We start from the raw sequence: 20,346 nt of genomic DNA, 5'->3' as shown, positions 1-20,346 counted from the left end.
ATTTTACTATTTATTAATGAACAAATTTTAGCCCAAAGGGTTCTAAAAACGTTAAAATATGTACGAAACTATACTTAAAGATATACTTTTTTTGGGAAATCCAGACAAAGCCCAATCTAAAGCTAAATATTTTAAAAATGGAAAAGGCGAATATGGTGAAGGTGATGTTTTTGTAGGTTTGACCAATCCCGAAACGCACCAAATAAGTAAACACTATAAAAACTTAGCTACTTTTGATGATTTGCAAAAGCTTATAGAAAACCAAATTCATGAAGTAAGATTTGTGGCTTTAACAATTTTGGTACTTCAAATTAAAAAGGCAAAAACTGAAAATGAAATAGAGAGATTTGTTGAATTTTATTTCAAAAATTTAAAATATGTCAACAATTGGGATTTAGTTGATTGCTCATGTATGCACATTTTAGGCCCTTATTTTTATGAAAAAACAGACAAATCTAAACTGTATAAACTCGCAAAAAGTGGTGATCTGTGGTCAGAAAGGATTTCAATAATCACAACCTTTTATTTTATAAGAAAAGGGAATTTTACAGATACCTTTAAAATCTCAGATATTTTGATTCATCACAAACATGATCTGATTCATAAAGCTACAGGATGGATGCTAAGAGAGGTTTGGCAAAAAGGCGGGAAAGAAAAGGTTGAATTCTATATCAGAGAAAATATAAAAATTATGCCTAGAACAATGCTTAGATATGCTATAGAAAAAATGGAGGAAATGGAGAGAAAATCGTTTTTGAATTTAGGAAAATAGGAGCTTTTGTTTTACTTCAAACATTTATTTTTACAGTTTTAATAATATTCAAAGGTTAATTTTTCGTATTTTTGTATCAAAATATCACTATTACACTCTTCAACGGACGAAAATACAAGAAAATCTTAATTTAATTCTAAAATTTTATTTATGAGTCAATCTTTGATCAAGCCAGGTGTTGTTACGGGAGAAGCCCTTAACCAATTGTTGCGTCATGCAAATGAGAATAACTATGCTCTTCCAGCGGTAAATGTTGTCGGAACAGATTCTATCAATGCAGTATTAGAAACTGCCAAGGCAGTTAATTCGCCTGTTATCGTTCAGTTTTCGAATGGTGGAGGAGTGTTTTATGCAGGAAAAGGTCTTTCAAACGAAGGACAAAAAGCCGCAATTTTAGGTTCAATATCTGGTGCAATGCACGTACATCAATTGGCAGAAGCTTATGGCGTGCCTGTGGTATTGCATACTGACCACTGTGCAAAAAAACTTTTGCCTTGGATTGACGGATTGTTAGATGCTGGTGAGAAACATTTTGAGGCTACTGGAGCTCCATTGTTTAGCTCTCATATGATTGATTTGTCTGAAGAGCCAATTGAAGAAAATATAGAAATCTCGAAAAAATATCTTGAAAGAATGGCCAAAATGGGCATGACACTTGAGATTGAATTAGGAGTAACTGGTGGAGAAGAAGATGGCGTTGACAACTCTGACGTTGACAGCTCTAAATTATATACACAACCTTCTGAAGTAGCTTATGCTTATGAGGAATTGGGTAGTGTTTCTCCAAACTTTACTGTTGCTGCTGCATTTGGAAATGTGCATGGTGTTTACAAGCCAGGAAATGTTTCTTTACAGCCTATCATTTTGAAAAACTCACAAGATTATATCCAAGAGAAATTTGGAACAGGTGAATTGCCAGTAAATTTCGTATTCCACGGAGGTTCTGGTTCTAGCCGTGCAGAAATCAGAGAGGCGATAGAATACGGTGCCGTAAAAATGAACATCGATACAGATATGCAATGGAGCACTTGGGAAGGTATTTTGAAATATTACAAAGCAAATGAAGAATATCTTCAGTCTCAGTTAGGTAATCCTTCAGGTGCGGATTCTCCAAACAAAAAATATTATGATCCACGCGTATGGTTGCGTAAAGGTGAAGAGTCTATGATCGCGAGATTAAAAGAAGCTTTCGAAGATTTGAACTGTATCAATCGTTGCGAAGGATTGTTCTAAAAATAGAAATCTAATAGTAATTCCCCATTTCTTCTGTTTATCAGGGAATGGGGATTTTTTTTAAATTTATTCAATGTACTTTATGAAAAACAGAAGAGACTTTTTAAAAAATGCAGCGGTATTGAGTGCTTTGCCAATCGCTTCAGTAGTAGCTAATCAAGCAAAATCCAAAGACCTTTTTATTCATCATGTATTTTTTTATTTGAAAGAAGATAAGCCAGAAAACAGAGCTAAACTCACCGAAGGCTTATTGAAACTTTCAAAAGTTCCTCAGATTAAATTATTTAATATTGGAGAAGCAGCAAATACAACTCGCTCTGTAATTGTAAGAGATTACGCTATTTCGTGGTTATGTTTTTTCGACAATATCGAAGAGGAAGAAATTTACCAAAAGCATCCTATTCATTTAAAGTTCATTGAAGATTATGCATATCTATGGGAAAAAGTGAATGTTTATGATGCTGTGGGGCCTAGGAGGTAAGTTGTTTTTTGACCTAGTGTCTTTATATATTCTTTGGTTTGACACTAGACCTATCTTATTTAATTGAATTACATTGCTCGTATTGAGTACTCTGAGAGAGCGTCGATACTGTTTCTTCCTAATACATAAAACCCAACAACCACAACGGCACACCATTCCCATAGCCATATTCGATCTCATCTAAAGCCAAAAAAGCATTGCTTACTCCTGAAATTTGTTTTGCGGTTTTGTTTCTTCCGCCTACTTCAAAGGTCCATTTGTTGTTGATCGTGAAATCGCCTTTTTCGGTATAATTTACCTTGTATCCCGCACTTTCAAGCATGTTTATAAAGAACGTTTCTCTTATAGTTCCCAATTCAGGCTGGTTTTCTGAGAAAACATGCAACAAGTTGGTATTGTGTAAAAAGATCTTTTCTGGTTTGTTCAATACCGTAATATTGGTGCTACTATGGTATAGGCCGTAAATCAATTTGGCTGCTTCCAGCATTTTTAACATTTCGTACAATTTAGGCCTCGTAGTACCAACCTGTTCTGCTAGTTTCGTAATATTTGGTTTAAATGGCACACTCTGAGCAATTATGTAAAGGAGTTTTTTCAACTGGCCAAGTGTCGAAAATTCTACAGGTATAGCATTCGGAATATCCGTATCGATTATCAGGTTCACCGTTTGCTTTAGTCTTATGTCTACCAAATTAGTTTCTATAAAAAACGGATAAGCTCCTGATTTTAAATACTCTTTAAACAGCATCAGTGGGTTTTCTATTTTCGAATTTAAGTCTTTTGAAATATCAGCATGGTTTTTTATTATTTCTTCTAAAGTGAATATTGGTAATTTTTGGCCATATTTTATGCCTAAAAATTCTCTAAACGAAAGTTCGGGTAAATAATAATTTAAAACTCTCCTGCTCAAATCAGCGTTTGATTTTTGGAGTTCTAAGATTGAAGAGCCCGTAAACAACATTTTCAAATTGGGCATCAAGTCATAAATATTCTTTATTTCTCGGCTCCAATCTGGGTATTTGTGAACTTCATCCATTAATAACAATTTTCCGCCGTTTTGAAGAAAATCTCTTGCTGTTTCTACCAATGTATGTTGTTTGAAATAAATGTCATCTAAGGTAATATAAAGTGCCTCATTGGTTTTGAAGTTTTCTTTGAGATATTGTAGAAAAATGGTGCTTTTACCTGTGCCTCTTGCTCCCATCAGCATGATGGCTCTCTCATCCCAAGGGAGTTTAGCGAATAGTGAACGTTTAAAGTCTAAATTCACCTTTTCTAATACTCTATTTTGACTTTCAAATAACTCTTGCATAATTGATTTTGCATTTTTGTATTTTCAAAAGTACAAAAAATGCTTCAAAGTGTAATGTAAAAAATACAAAAATAATTAATAAATGTATTTTATAAAATACAATAATAGCTAAAAATGTATTTTTAAAAATGCAAAATGAATGAAAATGTGAAATGAGTAAAAGGATTTTTTCGAAAAAAGGCCTTATAATAGGATCGCTACTATTTGAACTAAAGACGAAGGAATTTTTAATAATACACCCAATTCATTTGAAGTTTAAAGAAGACCACGTTTACTTATCAGAAAATGTGAATGTATAAAATGTAGTAGATTCGAGGAGATTTTTTATGAAATTGGTTATCCTGCTATTTTTAAAGAAACAAACAGGGATTTTTTTGTTAAACAGTCTCCATTTTGATTTTTATTTCTTAATGCTATATTTGCTTCCAAAATATTTTTTATGAAGAAATTTATCCTGTTATTTTCTCTATTTATTTCAACAAATTCATTCGGTCAGGTAAATATTTATGCTGAAGATTTAAATAATTTTTACCAAGCTTTTGATAGTATTCGAGTTTCAACTGATACATTAAAGCAAAGTTATTTCTTAGAAAAATATTATTTTGAAAGAGCATCTGAAGGGATGAAAAAATTCATGGAATTTGAAAAAACTGCTTTTAACGAAACCTCTAGTCAATATTTAAATTCCTATTTAAGTTACATCTCAAAAAATAGCAAACATCTTACTAAAATAAGACCATGGGCATTGTCAGCAATTGATCAAAAACCGATTATCGATAAGATGTTTTTGCGATATAAAAGCATATATCCTCAAATGACCGCCGGTGATGTGGTTTTTGTAATAGGCAAGGGGCAAGTTGGCGGGAGGCCACTTGGAAAAGATTTATTGATTGGAACAGAACTATTAGCCAATGAAAAGCCAGATTGGGCCGTTATGATGGTCTTGCATGAATTTACGCATACGCAACAATGGATCATGAGAAACGCAGAACTTATTTTTAGCCAAAAGCCAATGAGACTAACGCAGATTTTGGCAAATGCCCTTTGGGAAGGAAATGCAGACCATGTAGCTGAAGTAGTTTATGGTAAAACGGTGGAAGAAAACAATCCCAGTTCGCAATATGTTTTTGGAAAATCGCACGAAAAGGAGATATGGGAGAAGTTTAAAGAAGAAATGTTTACGCCACTGAATAGTGACCAGAAACAATGGTTTATGCAACAAGATAAAGACTTTGGAGGTGTAAAGGTTAAAGATATTGGCTACTTTATGGGGCATCAAATATGCTTGAAGTATTATAATAATGCTAAAGACAAAACCAAAGCTTTAGCCGAGATGATTAATCTTAATTTAGATTCAGATGAGTCTGCTTTTAAATTTTTGTTAGATTCGGGATACCCAAGCAAGAAAGAAAAAATTCTGCTTCAAAAACGATTTGCTGAATCAAAAAAGAAAAAATGAGACTTGGTTTCCTTTAAAAAATCATAGTCTCAACCTTTTCTCAAAACCATAAATATTGCTCTTTGGACACTTAGCACTATATTTGTAGTATTAAGGCTTTAGCTAATATATTAAATAGTAAATAATTGCAATTCAACGAACTCAATATACACGAAGATGTACTGGCCGGCATAGACGCCATGAATTACCTACAGGCATCGCCTATACAAGAGATGGCCATTCCGATGATTTTAGAAGGGAAAGATTTGATAGCGTCAGCTCAAACTGGAACCGGAAAAACGGCGGCTTATCTTATCCCTTTGCTTGATCTTATAATCAGGGCAAAAAATGAACATATTACAGCTCTAATACTTGTGCCTACACGTGAGCTTGCAAAACAAATTGACGAACAAATAGAGGGCTTTAGCTATTTTATAAGAGCGACTAGTTTGGCAATATATGGAGGTGGTAAAGGCGAAAACTGGGACCAACAAAGAAAGGCTTTGGTAGACGGAGCTGACATAATTATAGCCACGCCTGGAAGGTTATTGGCTCACATGAAATCTGGAGATGTGAAATTCGACGATTTGAAATGTTTGGTTTTAGACGAAGCTGATAAAATGTTAGACATGGGTTTTTCGGATGATATCTTGTATGTGATTAAACATTTGCCAGAAAAACGCCAAAATTTGATGTTTTCGGCTACCATGCCTCAGAAAATCAGAGATTTTGCCAACAAAATTTTGAAAAATCCGGAAGAGATAAAATTGGCAGTATCTAAACCAGCAGTGGGCATTGACCAACAGTTTTATTTGGCGTCTGATCACCAAAAGTTACCTTTACTAATTCATCTTTTGAAAGGAAAAGAAAACTTAACTATAATAATTTTCTCTTCTCAAAAATCCATGATCAATCAGATTATCAGAGCTTTGGGTAAGGCCAAAATTATAGCTAAGGGGATTTCGTCAGATAATAGCCAAGAAGAGCGAGAAGAATATTTGAGAGGTTTTAAGAACAAAAACTTCAACATTTTAGTAGCTACAGATGTACTTTCAAGAGGGATAGATATCAATAATTTGAATTTGGTAATCAACTACGACGTGCCTCGTGACGCTGAAGATTATATTCATAGAATTGGAAGAACTGCAAGAGCTGAAACTACAGGTACTTCGTTTACTTTTATAAACGAAAAAGACCAAAGAAAAATAACAAGTATAGAAAAGCTGCTAGAAAGAGAGGTTGAAAAACAAAATATAACAGAAAGTTTAGGCTTAGGTCCAGCTCCAGAATTCACCGCGTCATCCGCTAAAAAAAGCTTTAATAAGCCGTTTAATGGTAATAAAAAGAAGTTTTTTAAAAGAAAGCCATCTGCTTGATTTTTTGCGAAAAGAAACTTTTTTAAAAATCTAAGTTTTCGTAGAAATGAAATTTCTTTTTTTTCATACTTTTATGAAAAATCAAATTTTAAAATCATGGAAACTGGAAAATTCAATCGGCGAAATTTTATTGGAACTTTGGGCATTTCAGCGATTGGAGCTGGGAGCTTGGTTTTACCCAGAAATAGCTTTGCGGCTAAATTTCCGGAAGATCGAAATCTTAACCACATTGGTCCAATGGAAGGATATACACCTCAAATTGGTGCTTTGGTCTCTATGCTCGATTGGGTGAGCAATTCCGTTATTTCCTACAACAAAAAACTTACCGTAGAGCAATTAGACTACATTCATGATAAAGATTCAAACTCTATCGGTTCTCTAATGTTGCATCTGGTGGCTACCGAAGTGATCTATCAAGATTTGACATTTCATAATTTAGAAGATTTTACACCTGAAAACAAAGCCAAATGGAACATAGCCATGGATCTAGGCGAAGATGCTAGAAATCAAATAAAAGGCAATCCACTAAGCTATTATAAAGAAGCTATGGAATCTGTCAGGGAAGTAACCAAAGCTGAAATGAAAAAAAGAGACGATGCGTGGTTGTTGTCAGGTGAAACCAAAGATTGGGACTGGAACAATTACTGCAAATGGTTTCATGTTACAGAGCATTTTGCCAACCACCGCGGACAAATGACTTGGTACGCTAAAAGACTCCCTAAATAAATGGATTGTAAAAAAGATTATTTTTCGCTCAGTCCTGACGTCAGATACTTAAATTGTGCCACCATGTCGCCTTTGGCAAAAACGGTGGAAGAGGCTGGCATCAAAGGATTATTAAGGAAATCTCAACCTTATGAAATAAGCTCTGCTGATTTTTTTAGTTTGGCTGAAGTTGTAAAACGGAAGTTTGCCGAACTCATAAATTGCATAAATGCAGAAAGGATTGCCTTAATGCCTTCGGTGTCCTATGGTATAGCAACGGTTGTAAAGAACATCGCCCAAAAGTCTACAGATAAACTGAAAACCGATATAGTTTTGGTAGGAGAGGAGTTTCCAAGTGATGTTTACGGTTGGCATGAATTGGTAGAGCTAAGAGATAACACACAAATAGTAACGGTTTCTGCTCCTGTTGAGTTAAATAATCGAGGAGAGGTTTGGAATGAAAATCTTTTAGAAGCCATAACAGAAAAGACGCTCTTGGTTTGTATTTCTCCTACTCATTGGGCCGATGGTACTCTTTTTAATTTGGAAGAAATAAAAAATAAATGTACACATACGGGTGCATTGTTGATTATAGATGCTACGCAACATTTAGGTGCTTTCGAATTTGATTTACAAAAAATACAGCCTGACTTTTTGGTTTGTGCGAGTTATAAATGGCTTCTAGGGCCTTATGGCTCTACTTTGGCTTATTTTGGGCCGTATTTTGATGAAGGCCTGCCTTTGGAGCAAACTTGGATTGGTAGAAAAAACAGTGATGATTTTAAAAATTTATTGAATTATCAACCAGAATATCGCGAAGGTGCTTTTAGGTACAATATGGGCGAATATAGTAATTTTATCAATCTGCCAATGGTCGAAAAAGCCCTGGAATTATTAATAGAATGGCAGCCAAAAGAAATACAAGAATATGCTAAAAATCTAGGTCAGCCATTTATAGAAAGACTTAGTAATTCTGGGTATTGGATTGAAAATGAAAGTTTTAGATCAGCACACATGTTTGGTATTCGCTTACCAGAAAACGTGAAAATGGAAAATATTCAGAAGAGCCTTTCAGCCGAAAAAGTGCATGTGTCTTATAGAGGAAATGCAATTAGACTTTCCATAAATGTTTGGAATGAAGCACACGATTTAGATGTTTTCAGCAGTATTTTAGAGGCAAATCAATAAAAATCATAACCAATATAGCCAATGGACAAAATATATTTTTTTTTAATAGGTATCGTACTTCTTGCTTTTGTTTTCAATATTTTTATAATTACCAAAAGTAGCTATCCAGGAGGTGAAGTTGGTTCGGCCCCTATTATCCAATTGGTTTTGGCTGTGCCTTTGTTTGTTATTTCTGCATTGGTTTTTTATTTCACCAAAAACATGGAAACCAATACACGTACTTTGGTAATCCTTCTTCCAATGATTTTGCAAATCGCTTATTTTGCTTTTACAAAAGACTTGATTAGCTTTTTTAAACAAGATACTGCCGGTTTTTTGATCCGCAGTTATATATATTCTATTGCAGGAAGCACAGCCATAGGAACCTTACTTGCATGGATTTTTGGTGTATTGAAAAAGTGATTTCAGATTTAATCCAATTGAAATAAGATAATTTCTTAAAAAAAACATATGAGCAACCTTTCATTTAGCCTTATTATCTGGCAAGTAGCAGTTTTTTTGTTTTGGCTTTTGATGATATTCGCAATTATTGATATTATAAGAAGTAAATTTCAAAAAAATGATAAACTTATCTGGGTTTTAGTATCCATTTTTGTGCCTTTTGGAGGTGCTTTTTATTTTATTTGGGGAAGGAAAAGCAAAGTTTTATGAAGAATTAAAGTTGAAGAATTGCATTTTTATTTTATTGAGATTCAATTTAAAAAAAATCTTTCGTCCTTTTATAGCTAAAACAAGCCAAGGAAATTAGCATTATTTTAGGTTTTGCATTACTCTTTCTACTTTTAGTTTATGAAAGGACAAGGAGCTGTCAGAAATATTAAAAATAAATTCGAAAAAAACGAGATTGTACCTTTTTGGGAAAATGATTTTGATTTTTCAGAGGAAAAAACCAAAACTGAATTCACTAAAGTTTATGCCAAAACTATTGTAAATCAAGTTAAAAGTATCGATTTGCCTTTTGTGCAATCGCTCAATCCCTACCAAGGTTGTGAGCATGGATGTACGTATTGTTATGCACGGCCAACACACGAGTATTGGGCACTAAATGCCGGTCTAGACTTCGAGCGAAAGATTCTTTACAAGCCTGATGCTGCGATTTTACTAGAAAAACATTTCAAAAAAAAGAATTACGTACCAAACACGATTTCACTTTCAGGAAATACAGATTGCTATCAACCAGCTGAAAGAAAATTTAAGCTTACTAGGCAAATTTTAGAAGTGTGTCTTAGGTACAAACATCCAGTGAGCATTATTACAAAAAATGCACTTTTGTTAAGGGATTTGGATTTATTGATAGAGCTTCAAAAAGACAATTTGATTGCTGTGGCCTTGTCTATTACCACTCTGAATGAAGATTTGAGAAGAACACTTGAGCCTAGAACTTCATCTGCGGCCAACAAACTGAAAGCCATGAAGGTATTATCAGAACACAATATTCCGGTTTTTGGCATGATAGCACCTATTATACCTTCGCTTAATAATCACGAAGTTTTTAACCTTGCCGAACAGTTTAAACTTCATGGTGCCATTGGTTTTTCGTCAACAATAGTTAGATTAAATGATGCCGTTGAGCCAATATTTAAAGAGTGGATTTATAAATCTTTTCCCGATAGAGCTGAAAAAGTTTTAAACCAAATAAAAGAAACGCATGGAGGAAATTTGGGTAGTAAAACGCCTATTGAAAGAATGAAAGGAACAGGTAAAATTTCTGAAAATATTAACCAAACGTTGAAATTGGCAAGACAAAAATTCTTCCCTGATTTTGAGTATCCAAAACTAAATATGAAGGCATTTATTCCCTTACTCAAACCCCAATTAGAGCTTTTCGAAGAATAATTGAATTTTTACCCAATTTTTTATACTTAAAAATATCATTTTTTCAATATTTAATTTGGAAAACAGAACATTTTTAGCCTTGAAAATCAAGTAATTTCTTGATTTGTCTTCTGTTTTTTAAGTTTTGTTATCTTTGTTATGAATTTTTTATCTGGAAAAACAAAACCATGACAAAACAAAATCTCGAGACGCTATTTACGCAGGAAGTCCATAACAAATATTTGGTATTCAATACTTTGTTTTCAAGACTACCTTATGACAAAATGACCAATATTGGAACTTTGATGCCTTTTCTTCACGATAAGGCAAAGTCGGGTTTTGAGGCAGGACATACCCCCAAGGAAATTATCAATGAATTTTTCGAACGTTTTACTTACATAAAAACAGATAAAGAAAAGATTGATTTGCTTTTTCGTTTCATTACATACATTGAGCGTCAAGTGGTATTGTTTGATAGTGTGGAGGACTCGGCTTTTGAAAAACTTAATGCAACAAATACTAATGGTACAATTAGCTCTATTATTGCTTTGGCAAAACAGCATGGAAAAATAGAGGAAGTCAAAGAGAAACTTCGGAATTTTAAGGTGAAAGTGGTTTTTACTGCTCACCCAACGCAGTTTTATCCTAATTCTGTTTTGAGAATTATACAAGACCTTGAAGAATGTATAAAAGTAAATGATATAAATGCCATTGACGCATTATTGCAGCAATTAGGTAAAACACCTTTTATCAACGATGAGCAACCTACGCCTGTTCAAGAAGCTCAAAGTATAATATTTTACTTAAGACATGTTTACTATGAAGCTTTGGGGCAATTGCACGATACCATCTACAACGATATTTTAGATGAAGAAGAAGGATTTAAGCCAATAATCGAACTTGGTTTTTGGCCTGGAGGAGATAGGGACGGTAATCCATTTGTAACGGCCGATATAACCAAAAAAGTTGCTCAAGAACTTCGAACAAATATATTAAAATGTTATTATAATCATTTCAAAGACATACGAAGAAGATTTACTTTTAAAGGTGTAATTCCGCTTTTAGATAAGATAAATGGTCGTATTTATACAAATATGTTCGGTTTAAATGATGATTTAACTGCCGAAAGTTTGCTTGAGCAGCTTGCAGAAGTTAGACAAGTAATGGTGGAGAAACATAGTTCGATGTTTTTGGATGAGCTGGATAGGTTTATTCGTAGAGTGAAACTTTTTGGAATGCACTTTGCTAGTTTGGATATTCGCCAAGACAGCAGTATTCATGAGAAAGTTTTTCAAGCTGTAAACGAAAAGTTTTCGGTCTCTGAAAAGCCTTATGGTGAGTGGTCTCATGAAGAAAAAGTTGATTTTCTCTTGCACTCTGACATAAAAATTGACAATCAAGAGTTTGAAGATGCATTGGTGAGTGATACTTTTAAAACAATCAAAACCATAAAGGCGATTCAGGAAAAAAATGGGGAGAAGGCTTGTCATCGCTACATTATTTCAAACTCTACTTCTTCTTGTTCGGTTTTGGAGGTGATGGCTATGTTCAGATTCTGTGGAGTAACCACCAATCATATCGATATTTTGCCACTTTTTGAGACTATAGAAGGCTTAGATTCTGCAAGAGAAACAATGGATGAATTATATAATAATCCAAAATATAAAAGTCATCTTGAAAAGCGTGGGAATGCCCAAAGTATAATGTTGGGATTCTCTGACGGAACAAAAGACGGAGGCTATATTAAGGCCAACTGGGAGATTTATAGGGCTAAAGAAAACCTAACGGCGGTATCGAAGGAGAATGAAATAAATGTGGTGTTTTTTGATGGTAGAGGAGGGCCGCCAGCTCGTGGAGGTGGTAAATCACACCAGTTTTATGCTTCTCAAGGGCCAACTATTGCCAATAACGAGATACAGATAACCATCCAAGGTCAAACTATTTCGTCGATGTATGGTTCTAAGCCTCAAGCTATTTTCAATTTTGAGCAATTACTTTCTGCGGGTATTATCAATGACGTTTTTACTGATGATAAATCTTTGATTAATCCAAAGGAGCGAGTTTTGATCGAAGAATTGGCAGATTTGGGTGGTAAAAAATACCTAGAACTTAAGAATCACCCTCTTTTTGTTTCTTATTTAGAGAAAAAAAGCCCTCTGAAATATTACGGAAAAACTAAAATAGGTAGCCGCCCGAGCAAAAGATCGAGCTCGAGCCAATTAAAACTCTCTGACCTCAGAGCTATTCCGTTTGTTGGTTCATGGAGCCAATTGAAACAAAACGTGCCAGGTTTTTTTGGATTTGGAACAGCCCTTCAGATTAAAATAGATCAAGGCAAATTGGGCGATTTACAAGATTTGTTTGAAAACTCATTGTACTTCAAAACCTTGGTTCAGAACAGTATGATGGCACTTTCTAAAACTTATTTCCCTTTGACTTCCTACATGAAAAACGACCCTATTTATGGTGAGTTTTGGAATATATTGTTTGAAGAACAACAAAAAAGCATAAACAATATGCTGTTGATTTCAAAACAAACGCAGTTGATGGAAACTGACCAGTTGAGCATGTGGTCGGTAGATTATAGAGAAAATATTGTATTGCCTCTTTTAGCTATTCAGCAGTATGCTTTACAAGAAGTGGAAGAAACCAAAGACGAAAACTTAAAAGTGATTTTTGAGAAAATGGTAACGAGGTCGCTGTTTGGTAACATTAACGCTAGTCGAAATTCGGCATAAGAAATTATCATAAGAATATTTTAAAAGTTTAGGAGGACGAAAGTTCCCTTAAACTTTTTTTTATATCATTTTTCCATTTCTAATACCTCAAAATCGTATTCGTTCTTTTCATCTTTAGAATATGAAATTGTAGAAATGATTTTCCAGTTTTCATAAGGTTTTTCTTCAAAAAACGCATCGCCTTCCATTTCAGCATCCACTTTAGTGAGATATAATTTAGTAGCCATAGGCTGAGCCAATTGGTAGATTTTCTCCCCACCTATTACAAAAATTTCGTTTTGGTCAGAAAGATTTTTAGCAATTTCAATCCCTTTTTCTAAAGAATTCACCACTACGCAGCCTTCAATTTCGAGGTTTTCGTTTCTTGAAATTACTATATTTATCCTATTGGGTAGTGCTTTGCCAATAGAGTCGAAAGTTTTGCGACCCATTATGATAGCATGACCTGTAGTTCGTTTCTTAAATAATTTCAAATCTTCAGAAAGTCTCCAAAGTAATTGGTTGTCCTTGCCTATTACTCCATTTTTGGCCACGGCCACTATTATCGAAATATCCATGATTTTATTAAACTTTAGGCAAATATCCGACTAAATTTGTGAATAATCTTTTAAAAATATCATGAAAAACAAAGTTGGCTTTATAACAGGGGGATCGAAGGGAATAGGATTAGGAATAGCAGAGGCAATGGTAAAGGAGAATATAAAAGTTGCGATAACTGGAAGAACGGCTGAAACAGTAAATGAGGCTACAGGATATTTAAATAAAATCAAGGCTGATTCCGCAATAGGTTTTGTGTCTGATGTTAGAAAAATAACAGATTTAGAGGGAAATATTAAGGAAACTGAAGCAAAATGGGGAAGCGTAGATTATCTGATAGCCAATGCAGGTGTTGGTCATTTCGGGAATATCGAAACACTAACTGCTGACCAGTGGAATGAGACTATTGATATCAATCTTACAGGAGTATTTAATACTGTAAAGGCCGCTTTGGATCAAATCATTGCATCAAAAGGTTATATTATTACTATCGCAAGTTTGGCGGGGACTAATTTCTTTGCAAGTGGAACAGCTTACAATGCGAGTAAGTTTGGCTTAGTTGGCTTTTCTCAGGCTTTAATGCTTGATGTTAGGTCTAAAGGTGTGAAAGTAACAACCATAATGCCAGGATCAGTAACTTCGTATTTCAATGGTCATGAACCAAATGAAAAAGACGCTTGGAAAATTCAACCGGAAGATATCGGTCAGATGGTAATGGATTTGATAAAAATGCCAGCGAGAACATTACCAAGTAAAGTAGAAGTTAGGCCAACAATGCCAGGGTGAAAACTCACTTGCAATACTTATCGGACAAAGTTTTAGCTTTCTTTTGCTCTAAAAACACCAATTGCTGGTAGTCATGGCATGCGTCATCTTTGCGTCTAAGTAATATACAGCAAGCTGCATGTTGGTAATAAGCGAGGATATTCATCGGGTCAAAAGATATTGCTTTTTGGTAATAACCTTCTGCTTGTTTGTAGGCTGCTCTTTCAAAAAAGTCATTTCCATATCCAAAGTACATTTTGGAATATTGTAGTGAGTCTACTGAGGATGTAAGTTTACGGTCCTCGTAGCCAAGATTATAGTCATATTCTACTTCTACATTTACGTTTTCTCCCATATATTGTGCGGGTAGCCATTTCCCTCTTGTTTCGTTTACAGCAGCTATTAGTTTATTGTTGTATTTGTCATTTGTGGAGGCTACGATTCTCACGCCTTTTATCTCTCCAGTTTTAGTTACGACAAATCTCACCACAAAACCTCCTTTTCGATATTCAGGAAAACCGAATTTTTCAAAAATATAATCCATTACAGACATTTTACTGTCTACAAAATAGGGCTCAAGTTTTCCCCAGACTTGTTCATAAACTACTTCACCTTTTTTTGAAACATAAGATGGTGGCGTATATGTTAGGTCAAATAATTTTTTTGGAGTGAATGTTAGACTTAAAGCTTTTGTGGCATCGGTATAATCTGCTTGGTCAAGTGTCATTTCAATATCGGAAATCGCCTTGATTTTTAATGTCATTTTGTTAAATATCAAAATGCTATCTTTTAATTGATAAGGGTATTTTGTTATTTTACCATTTGAAAAAAGCTGTAAAGAATCTTGCGAAAATATATTTAAGTCGAATGTTGCATTGCTAATATCTTGGTCAAAAATTCTACTACCATCTTTGGCTTTTATCTCAACTTTTTTCCAATCATTTATAATATATTTTGAAAAATTATTTTGCGAAAACGCCTGAAAATTTACGACTAAAAAGAAAATATATTTAAACGATTTCATTTGGAGAATTTTAATTTAGTGCTAATTAAAAACCTTTTTTTGGTAAAAGTAATTCAAACATAAAAAAAATAAAAAAGCCCCCAAAGTTGAGAGCTTTCATTAACATTTTATTATTTGAGCATATTCAGATATTTTACGGCAAATCCTACCCAATCAGCTTCAGTGTCAGGGATTTTTACATCGGGTTTTATTCCGACATTTTCTAGTGGATTTGTGGGTAACCTATAGCTCATGCCTAGTGGTAATGCTAGCCTCCAAGCGTAACAAGGAAGCCCCCAATCTCGCACTTCGGTATAATCAAATGCACCTTTGGTATTGGTGCCCATTAGTATAGTTTTAGAGCTTTGTTTTGCTTCTAAAGAGACACTTTCTGCCGAGCTAGCGGTATTTTTATTCAACAGAATCACCACTTTTTTGGGATTGTTTGTGTTTGGTTTTACTTCAAAAGCTTTGTCAGGAGCATCTATCATAGTGCCCGGGTGCATTTGCATATTTCTAATTATGCTTCTCAACTTTGGGTCGAGGTTTTTAGCATATTGTGGGTAATCTTGAATTGATTTTAGTTCATGATTTAACAATATTAAGTTTTCCACAGAAGCTCTCATTTTGGAGCCTTTTCTCACTATTGGCCCATTTCCTATATATTGGAAAAGCTCATCAAATACGTTTTCGTCACCACCTGGATTGTTTCTAAGGTCGATGATTAAGTTTTTTGAGGCTTTAATCAAACTAGCATTTTGTTTAACGAGTTCGCTTACATAAAGCTCAGCGTTGGCCATCGTAAATGGTGGCAAGATGATTAAAGTATTGTTAGAATCGAGTCTTTCAACTCTGTAATCTGGTACTCTATGTATCAGGTCGTCTTGGCTTGCAAATACTTTTGGAATCGGACTTAGTTTACTAAACTTATAGATTCCTTCCATTACCAAAAGATTTTTTATTTGGTTACTAATTATGGTTTCGCTTGTGAAATCTGCATAATAATAAGTGGATTTGTATTTGTTTTCTTCTAATTGCTCCAAAACGAATTTAGTTTTTCCTGCAGTCCAAAGCTCATCTTTTTTACCCAAAAGAAAGCCATAAAACTTTCCCTCTTTGGTGGCATCTTTGATAATTCCTAATCTGTAGGCTTTGTCATCGCTTTCCCAAATACCTTCTACGGGCGTTAATTTTGCCAAGTTTTCGGTAAGATAAGCCTGAAAAATTGGTTCAGAAGTATATTTTTGAGTCGAAATACTCGCAGCTCTTTTTTCTATTACAGCTTTTGGTTCGGCGTCAATATAAGGAATCTGGGTATTGATAAATAAATGACCGTCTTTGAAAAACTCCGTCCATTCTTTCAAGATTTTGTAGCATTCTTTGGGGTCAGTAACACCAGCAGAAGCATCTTTTATTTTTTTAGAAAGTGCATCAAACTTCGGTTTGGTGGTTGGCGTCACTTTCATGCTGTAAGCGGCGTAGTTATCACGAACTTTTTGGTATATCTCGTCAAAGTTTTTTTGGCAGTTGCAATCTGTTTGTGCCTGTGTCGAGATTGAAAAAACCAGTAGAATAAAAAATGTAATTCGTATCATATTAGAAAATGGTAATTTGGCTATCAATATTAAAACCACAATTCATGCCTAAAATGACAGAAACGAATATTTTTTTTAAAAATTTTGAAAGAAATTATAATTAAAGGGTGCCAAAAGGTTTTTTTCTTGAGAAAAAATAGACTTTTTGAAGTTCTTAAAATTGAAATCAAATACTACAGTTTTTGATTAAATGGCTTTTTAGAAATGCAAATTGATGGATTTTGCGATATTAATCAACTTCTAATTCATCGCTCCCGCCAAGTTCAAGGTATTGAATAGGGGCGATGGCATTGCCGGCTATACCCTTTATGCTACCATACATGTCAATGGTGTTTCCTATTACTTTTTCTATTTGCATTTCACGCTCTTTCCATATTCTGGCCATAGCTCTTTTCTCTTTGTCTAGCTCGTTTTTAAGATTGCTAAAACCTTCTACGATAGCCTCCATTTGTTGCTTAAACTGACTGCTGGTTAGGAAATTGTAGAGAATGCTCATTTTGTCAGCTTTGTTTTCATTTACTGATTTCGCCATTTGGGTTCTTATCAAAATCTCTCGCAGTACAAACACTAAGCTTTTTATTTCTGTAAAATTACAAACCCAAACACCATCTTTCTCACCAAATCGTTCCATGTCTTTTGGCATGGTTTGGGTTACCAATACGGCTATTTCGGCACCAGTTTCTCTTTGGTCGGATTTTAGTTTTTCTATCCAGTCTCCGCCGAAGTTTTGGGTACGCTTGCTTTCAAAAATTATTTTTCCACATTTATTTCCAAACTCATTTATCACAGTCTGAATAGCATCTGCTCCTCTTTGTCCTTTTTTTATCTCCTCAATTTCGTCATAAGGAAAAGCCTGTTGAAGCATTGACTCTATCGCTAACTCCTGCACTTCGCCTTGCAGCTGCATAGAACCTTGGTCGGCCTTCCGTTTCATTTCGTTTACCAAATCCACCTGAGCTTTGAGTTTTTGCTCAAAGTCTTTTTTTACCAACTCAAACTCCTCGTCTTTACGTTTTTTAGCAGCTTCTTCTATATCTTTGGTTTTTTCAAGCATGGTTTTTTCGAGCTGAATCTTCATCAATTCTTGTTGATTTTTCAGTTCTTGCTCTTTTTTAAGGAGTTCTATTTCCTTTTCTCTACCCAGTATAATCAGTTTTTGTTTTTGCTCGTTGTCTTCTTTCAGAGCAGCAAGCATAGCTGCATTTTTTTCGTCTGAGCGTTTTTGGGCTTCTGATTGAGCTATTGCCCACATTTTTTTCTTTTCTTCCTGTTCAAAAGCCTTCTTTTCCTCAGCAAACTTCTGTTTCATAGCCTCCAATTTCAGCTCATTGGCTTTTTCTTGAGCCTCCAGACTTTTTTTGAGTTCTATTTTAAGATGTTTTTGCAGAGCTTCGCCAGCATCAAACTGATGGCCGCAGTTGGGGCAAGTAGTAAGGTTTTGTTTCATTCGTAATAATTCTTTGAAAATCCTGAATGACAAAAGTAATCAAAATAAAAAATATGGGTAATACTTGCCAAAAGAATTAGAATTTAAGCATTCATGGCAGCAAAAAAAACGAAAAAGGATACACTTGAATTTGAATTTAAATGTATCCTCTTACAAAAGTTCTATATTTTCAACTCCAAGCTTCAGCTGTTTGTTGTTGTTCACCTAATCCTTCAATTCCTAGCTTTACCACATCGCCAGCTTTCAAATACATCGGCGGTTTAAAGCCTAAACCAACACCTGCTGGAGTACCTGTGGAGATAACATCCCCAGGAAGTAGAGTCATGAAATTGCTCAAATAGCTTATAACTTGAGGAATATTAAAAATCAAGTCGTTGGTGTTTGAGTCTTGTATTTTTTTGCCATTAAGTTCAAGCCAAAGATCTAGATTATGAGGATCAGTAATCTCGTCTTTTGTCGCCATAAATGGCCCTAAAGGAGCAAAAGTGTCATTCGATTTTCCTTTAACCCATTGTCCTCCTCTTTCTAACTGAAACTCTCGTTCGGAGTAGTCATTGTGAAGGCAATATCCTGCCACATAATCCATCGCAGATTCTTCACTTATATATGATGCTTTTTTGCCAATAACCACGGCCAGCTCAACTTCCCAGTCTGTTTTTACAGAGTTACGAGGTATTATTACATTGTCGTTGGGACCACAAAGTGCCGTAGTAGCTTTAAAGAAAACTACTGGCTCTTTTGGTACGTCCATACCTGATTCTGCGGCATGTTTGGCATAGTTTAGGCCTATACAAATTATTTTTGACGGCCTTGCTACACAAGAACCCAACCTTTCACTTTTTGATATTTCTGGGGCTTTGTTAGTCTTTAGCCATTCTGATAACCTTTCAATTCCGTTTGTTGCAAAAAAAATTTCGTTAAAATCTTCACCAAAAGCACTAACGTCCAAATGTTTTCCTTCCGAATTTATGATGCCCGGTTTTTCGTTTTCAAAAGCTCCAAATCGTATTAATTTCATTTTTTAATTATTAAGTTTTACAAAACCGCCGTCTAACAAATAATCACAACCAGTAGCGAAAGCAGCTTCGTCTGAGGCTAAATAGACAGCTAAAGCAGCTACTTCTTCAGGTTTGGCCATCCTTCCGATGGGTTGGGTTTTGGCCAGATTTTCAAACATTTCTTTTTCCCTTCCTGGGTAATTTTTCTTTAAGAAACCATCCACAAAAGGCGTATGCACTCTAGCAGGAGAAATACTGTTTACTCTAATTCCATCAGAGACCAAATCTTTGGCTGCCTGGATTGTCATGGTATATACTGCTCCTTTACTCATAGAATAGGCAAATCTGTCTTGGATTCCGACTGTTGCTGCTACTGAACACATGTTAATTATAACTCCGCCGCCGTTGGTTTTCATAAATGGCACTACTGCGTGCATACAATTGTACGGTCCTTTGATATTTACGCTATAAATTCTATCCAAATCAGCCTCAGTTGTAGATTCTACAGTACCAATGTGGGCTATTCCGGCATTGTTTACCAAAATATTTATGGGCTGAATAGCATTTATTTTTGCAACTTTTTTCTTTACGGCCTCTTGATTTGATACGTCTACTTGATGGCAATAGGCTTTGCCGCCATTTGCATTTATTAAGTCAGCCTCTCTTTCGGCAAGGTCAATATTAAGTTCAAAGATGTGTACAATGGCACCTTGTTTGGCGAAAGCACGAGATATTTCAAGTCCAATTCCGCTTGCCCCCCCAGTAACTATTGCTACTTTTTTGTGAAGTTTAAACATATACTTATATTAAATAGGTTTATATGCTCAAATTTAAGATTGTTTTTTCGAAGAAAAAATAAAAGAAATAAGAAACCCAAAATTTAAAATATTGATTTAGAATTAGCTGTTTATTTTTTGAAAAAAATACTGTCCTTTATTTGAAG

General features: G+C 34.7%; 19 protein-coding genes. 12 read left to right on the top strand and 7 right to left on the bottom strand.

The window, feature by feature from the left end:
- Nucleotides 1-58: 58 nt before the first annotated feature.
- The 3 genes from EGI22_RS22370 (at nucleotide 59) to EGI22_RS22360 (ending at nucleotide 2,486) form a co-directional block, all read left to right on the top strand.
- On the top strand, nucleotides 59-772 hold the full coding sequence (locus EGI22_RS22370; RefSeq protein WP_255070800.1) for a DNA alkylation repair protein: 714 nt from the start codon (nucleotides 59-61) through the stop codon (nucleotides 770-772).
- A 150-nt stretch (nucleotides 773-922) separates the two neighbouring features.
- Complete coding sequence (fbaA, locus tag EGI22_RS22365) at nucleotides 923-2,005, top strand: class II fructose-bisphosphate aldolase (RefSeq protein WP_255070798.1); 1,083 nt, start codon at nucleotides 923-925, stop codon at nucleotides 2,003-2,005.
- 82 nt (nucleotides 2,006-2,087) lie between these two features.
- Nucleotides 2,088-2,486 carry a Dabb family protein gene (locus EGI22_RS22360; RefSeq protein ID WP_255070797.1) on the top strand — a complete coding sequence of 133 codons (399 nt, stop codon included), beginning with the start codon at nucleotides 2,088-2,090 and terminating at the stop codon, nucleotides 2,484-2,486.
- 118 nt (nucleotides 2,487-2,604) lie between these two features.
- Here the strand turns inward: EGI22_RS22360 and EGI22_RS22355 are convergent, their stop codons facing one another.
- Nucleotides 2,605-3,798 carry an ATP-binding protein gene (locus EGI22_RS22355; RefSeq protein ID WP_255070795.1) on the bottom strand — a complete coding sequence of 398 codons (1,194 nt, stop codon included), beginning with the start codon at nucleotides 3,796-3,798 and terminating at the stop codon, nucleotides 2,605-2,607.
- 439 nt (nucleotides 3,799-4,237) lie between these two features.
- Between EGI22_RS22355 and EGI22_RS22350 the strand changes: the two genes are divergently transcribed.
- The 8 genes from EGI22_RS22350 (at nucleotide 4,238) to EGI22_RS22320 (ending at nucleotide 13,058) form a co-directional block, all read left to right on the top strand.
- On the top strand, nucleotides 4,238-5,257 hold the full coding sequence (locus tag EGI22_RS22350; RefSeq protein ID WP_255070794.1) for a hypothetical protein: 1,020 nt from the start codon (nucleotides 4,238-4,240) through the stop codon (nucleotides 5,255-5,257).
- Between the two features lie 125 nt (nucleotides 5,258-5,382).
- Nucleotides 5,383-6,612 (top strand): DEAD/DEAH box helicase, encoded by a 1,230-nt coding sequence (locus EGI22_RS22345; protein WP_255070793.1) that lies wholly within the window; start codon nucleotides 5,383-5,385, stop codon nucleotides 6,610-6,612.
- Between the two features lie 96 nt (nucleotides 6,613-6,708).
- The gene (locus EGI22_RS22340) at nucleotides 6,709-7,338 is read left to right on the top strand and encodes a DUF664 domain-containing protein (protein ID WP_255070791.1); all 630 of its coding nucleotides are present in this window, start codon (nucleotides 6,709-6,711) and stop codon (nucleotides 7,336-7,338) included.
- Nucleotides 7,339-8,505: an aminotransferase class V-fold PLP-dependent enzyme gene (locus tag EGI22_RS22335; protein ID WP_255070789.1), complete on the top strand. Its 1,167-nt coding sequence runs from the start codon at nucleotides 7,339-7,341 to the stop codon at nucleotides 8,503-8,505.
- A gap of 21 nt (nucleotides 8,506-8,526) precedes the next feature.
- A complete protein-coding gene (locus tag EGI22_RS22330; RefSeq protein WP_255070788.1) occupies nucleotides 8,527-8,907 on the top strand; it encodes a hypothetical protein in 381 nt (126 codons plus the stop codon).
- Between the two features lie 48 nt (nucleotides 8,908-8,955).
- On the top strand, nucleotides 8,956-9,156 hold the full coding sequence (locus tag EGI22_RS24200) for a PLDc N-terminal domain-containing protein (protein WP_369010887.1): 201 nt from the start codon (nucleotides 8,956-8,958) through the stop codon (nucleotides 9,154-9,156).
- A gap of 138 nt (nucleotides 9,157-9,294) precedes the next feature.
- Nucleotides 9,295-10,341 (top strand): PA0069 family radical SAM protein, encoded by a 1,047-nt coding sequence (locus EGI22_RS22325; RefSeq protein WP_255070786.1) that lies wholly within the window; start codon nucleotides 9,295-9,297, stop codon nucleotides 10,339-10,341.
- 167 nt (nucleotides 10,342-10,508) lie between these two features.
- The gene (locus EGI22_RS22320) at nucleotides 10,509-13,058 is read left to right on the top strand and encodes a phosphoenolpyruvate carboxylase (RefSeq protein WP_255070785.1); all 2,550 of its coding nucleotides are present in this window, start codon (nucleotides 10,509-10,511) and stop codon (nucleotides 13,056-13,058) included.
- Between the two features lie 65 nt (nucleotides 13,059-13,123).
- Here EGI22_RS22320 and EGI22_RS22315 read toward each other — a convergent pair whose 3' ends face one another.
- A complete protein-coding gene (locus EGI22_RS22315) occupies nucleotides 13,124-13,615 on the bottom strand; it encodes a dihydrofolate reductase (RefSeq protein WP_255070783.1) in 492 nt (163 codons plus the stop codon).
- A gap of 61 nt (nucleotides 13,616-13,676) precedes the next feature.
- On the opposite strand from EGI22_RS22315, the gene EGI22_RS22310 reads away from it, so the two are divergent.
- Entirely contained in the window at nucleotides 13,677-14,381 is a 705-nt protein-coding gene (locus EGI22_RS22310) for an SDR family oxidoreductase (RefSeq protein WP_255070782.1), read from the top strand.
- 4 nt (nucleotides 14,382-14,385) lie between these two features.
- On the opposite strand, the gene EGI22_RS22305 is transcribed toward EGI22_RS22310, so the two are convergent.
- The 5 genes from EGI22_RS22305 to EGI22_RS22285 form a co-directional block, all read right to left on the bottom strand.
- A complete protein-coding gene (locus EGI22_RS22305) occupies nucleotides 14,386-15,384 on the bottom strand; it encodes a hypothetical protein (RefSeq protein WP_255070781.1) in 999 nt (332 codons plus the stop codon).
- Between the two features lie 110 nt (nucleotides 15,385-15,494).
- Nucleotides 15,495-16,958, bottom strand: a complete 1,464-nt coding sequence (locus tag EGI22_RS22300; RefSeq protein WP_255070780.1) for a S41 family peptidase — start codon at nucleotides 16,956-16,958, stop codon at nucleotides 15,495-15,497.
- Nucleotides 16,959-17,187: 229 nt separating this feature from the next.
- The gene (locus tag EGI22_RS22295; protein WP_255070779.1) at nucleotides 17,188-18,405 is read right to left on the bottom strand and encodes a DUF2130 domain-containing protein; all 1,218 of its coding nucleotides are present in this window, start codon (nucleotides 18,403-18,405) and stop codon (nucleotides 17,188-17,190) included.
- Nucleotides 18,406-18,574: 169 nt separating this feature from the next.
- Nucleotides 18,575-19,423 carry a fumarylacetoacetate hydrolase family protein gene (locus EGI22_RS22290; RefSeq protein WP_255070778.1) on the bottom strand — a complete coding sequence of 283 codons (849 nt, stop codon included), beginning with the start codon at nucleotides 19,421-19,423 and terminating at the stop codon, nucleotides 18,575-18,577.
- A 3-nt stretch (nucleotides 19,424-19,426) separates the two neighbouring features.
- On the bottom strand, nucleotides 19,427-20,200 hold the full coding sequence (locus EGI22_RS22285; RefSeq protein ID WP_255070777.1) for an SDR family NAD(P)-dependent oxidoreductase: 774 nt from the start codon (nucleotides 20,198-20,200) through the stop codon (nucleotides 19,427-19,429).
- Between the last annotated feature and the right edge of the window lie 146 nt (nucleotides 20,201-20,346).

Source organism: Lacihabitans sp. LS3-19, assembly GCF_024343575.1.
GTDB lineage: Bacteria > Bacteroidota > Bacteroidia > Cytophagales > Spirosomataceae > Leadbetterella.
Note: the sequence above shows the minus strand (reverse complement) of the source record. Positions and strands in the feature narration are given on the sequence as shown.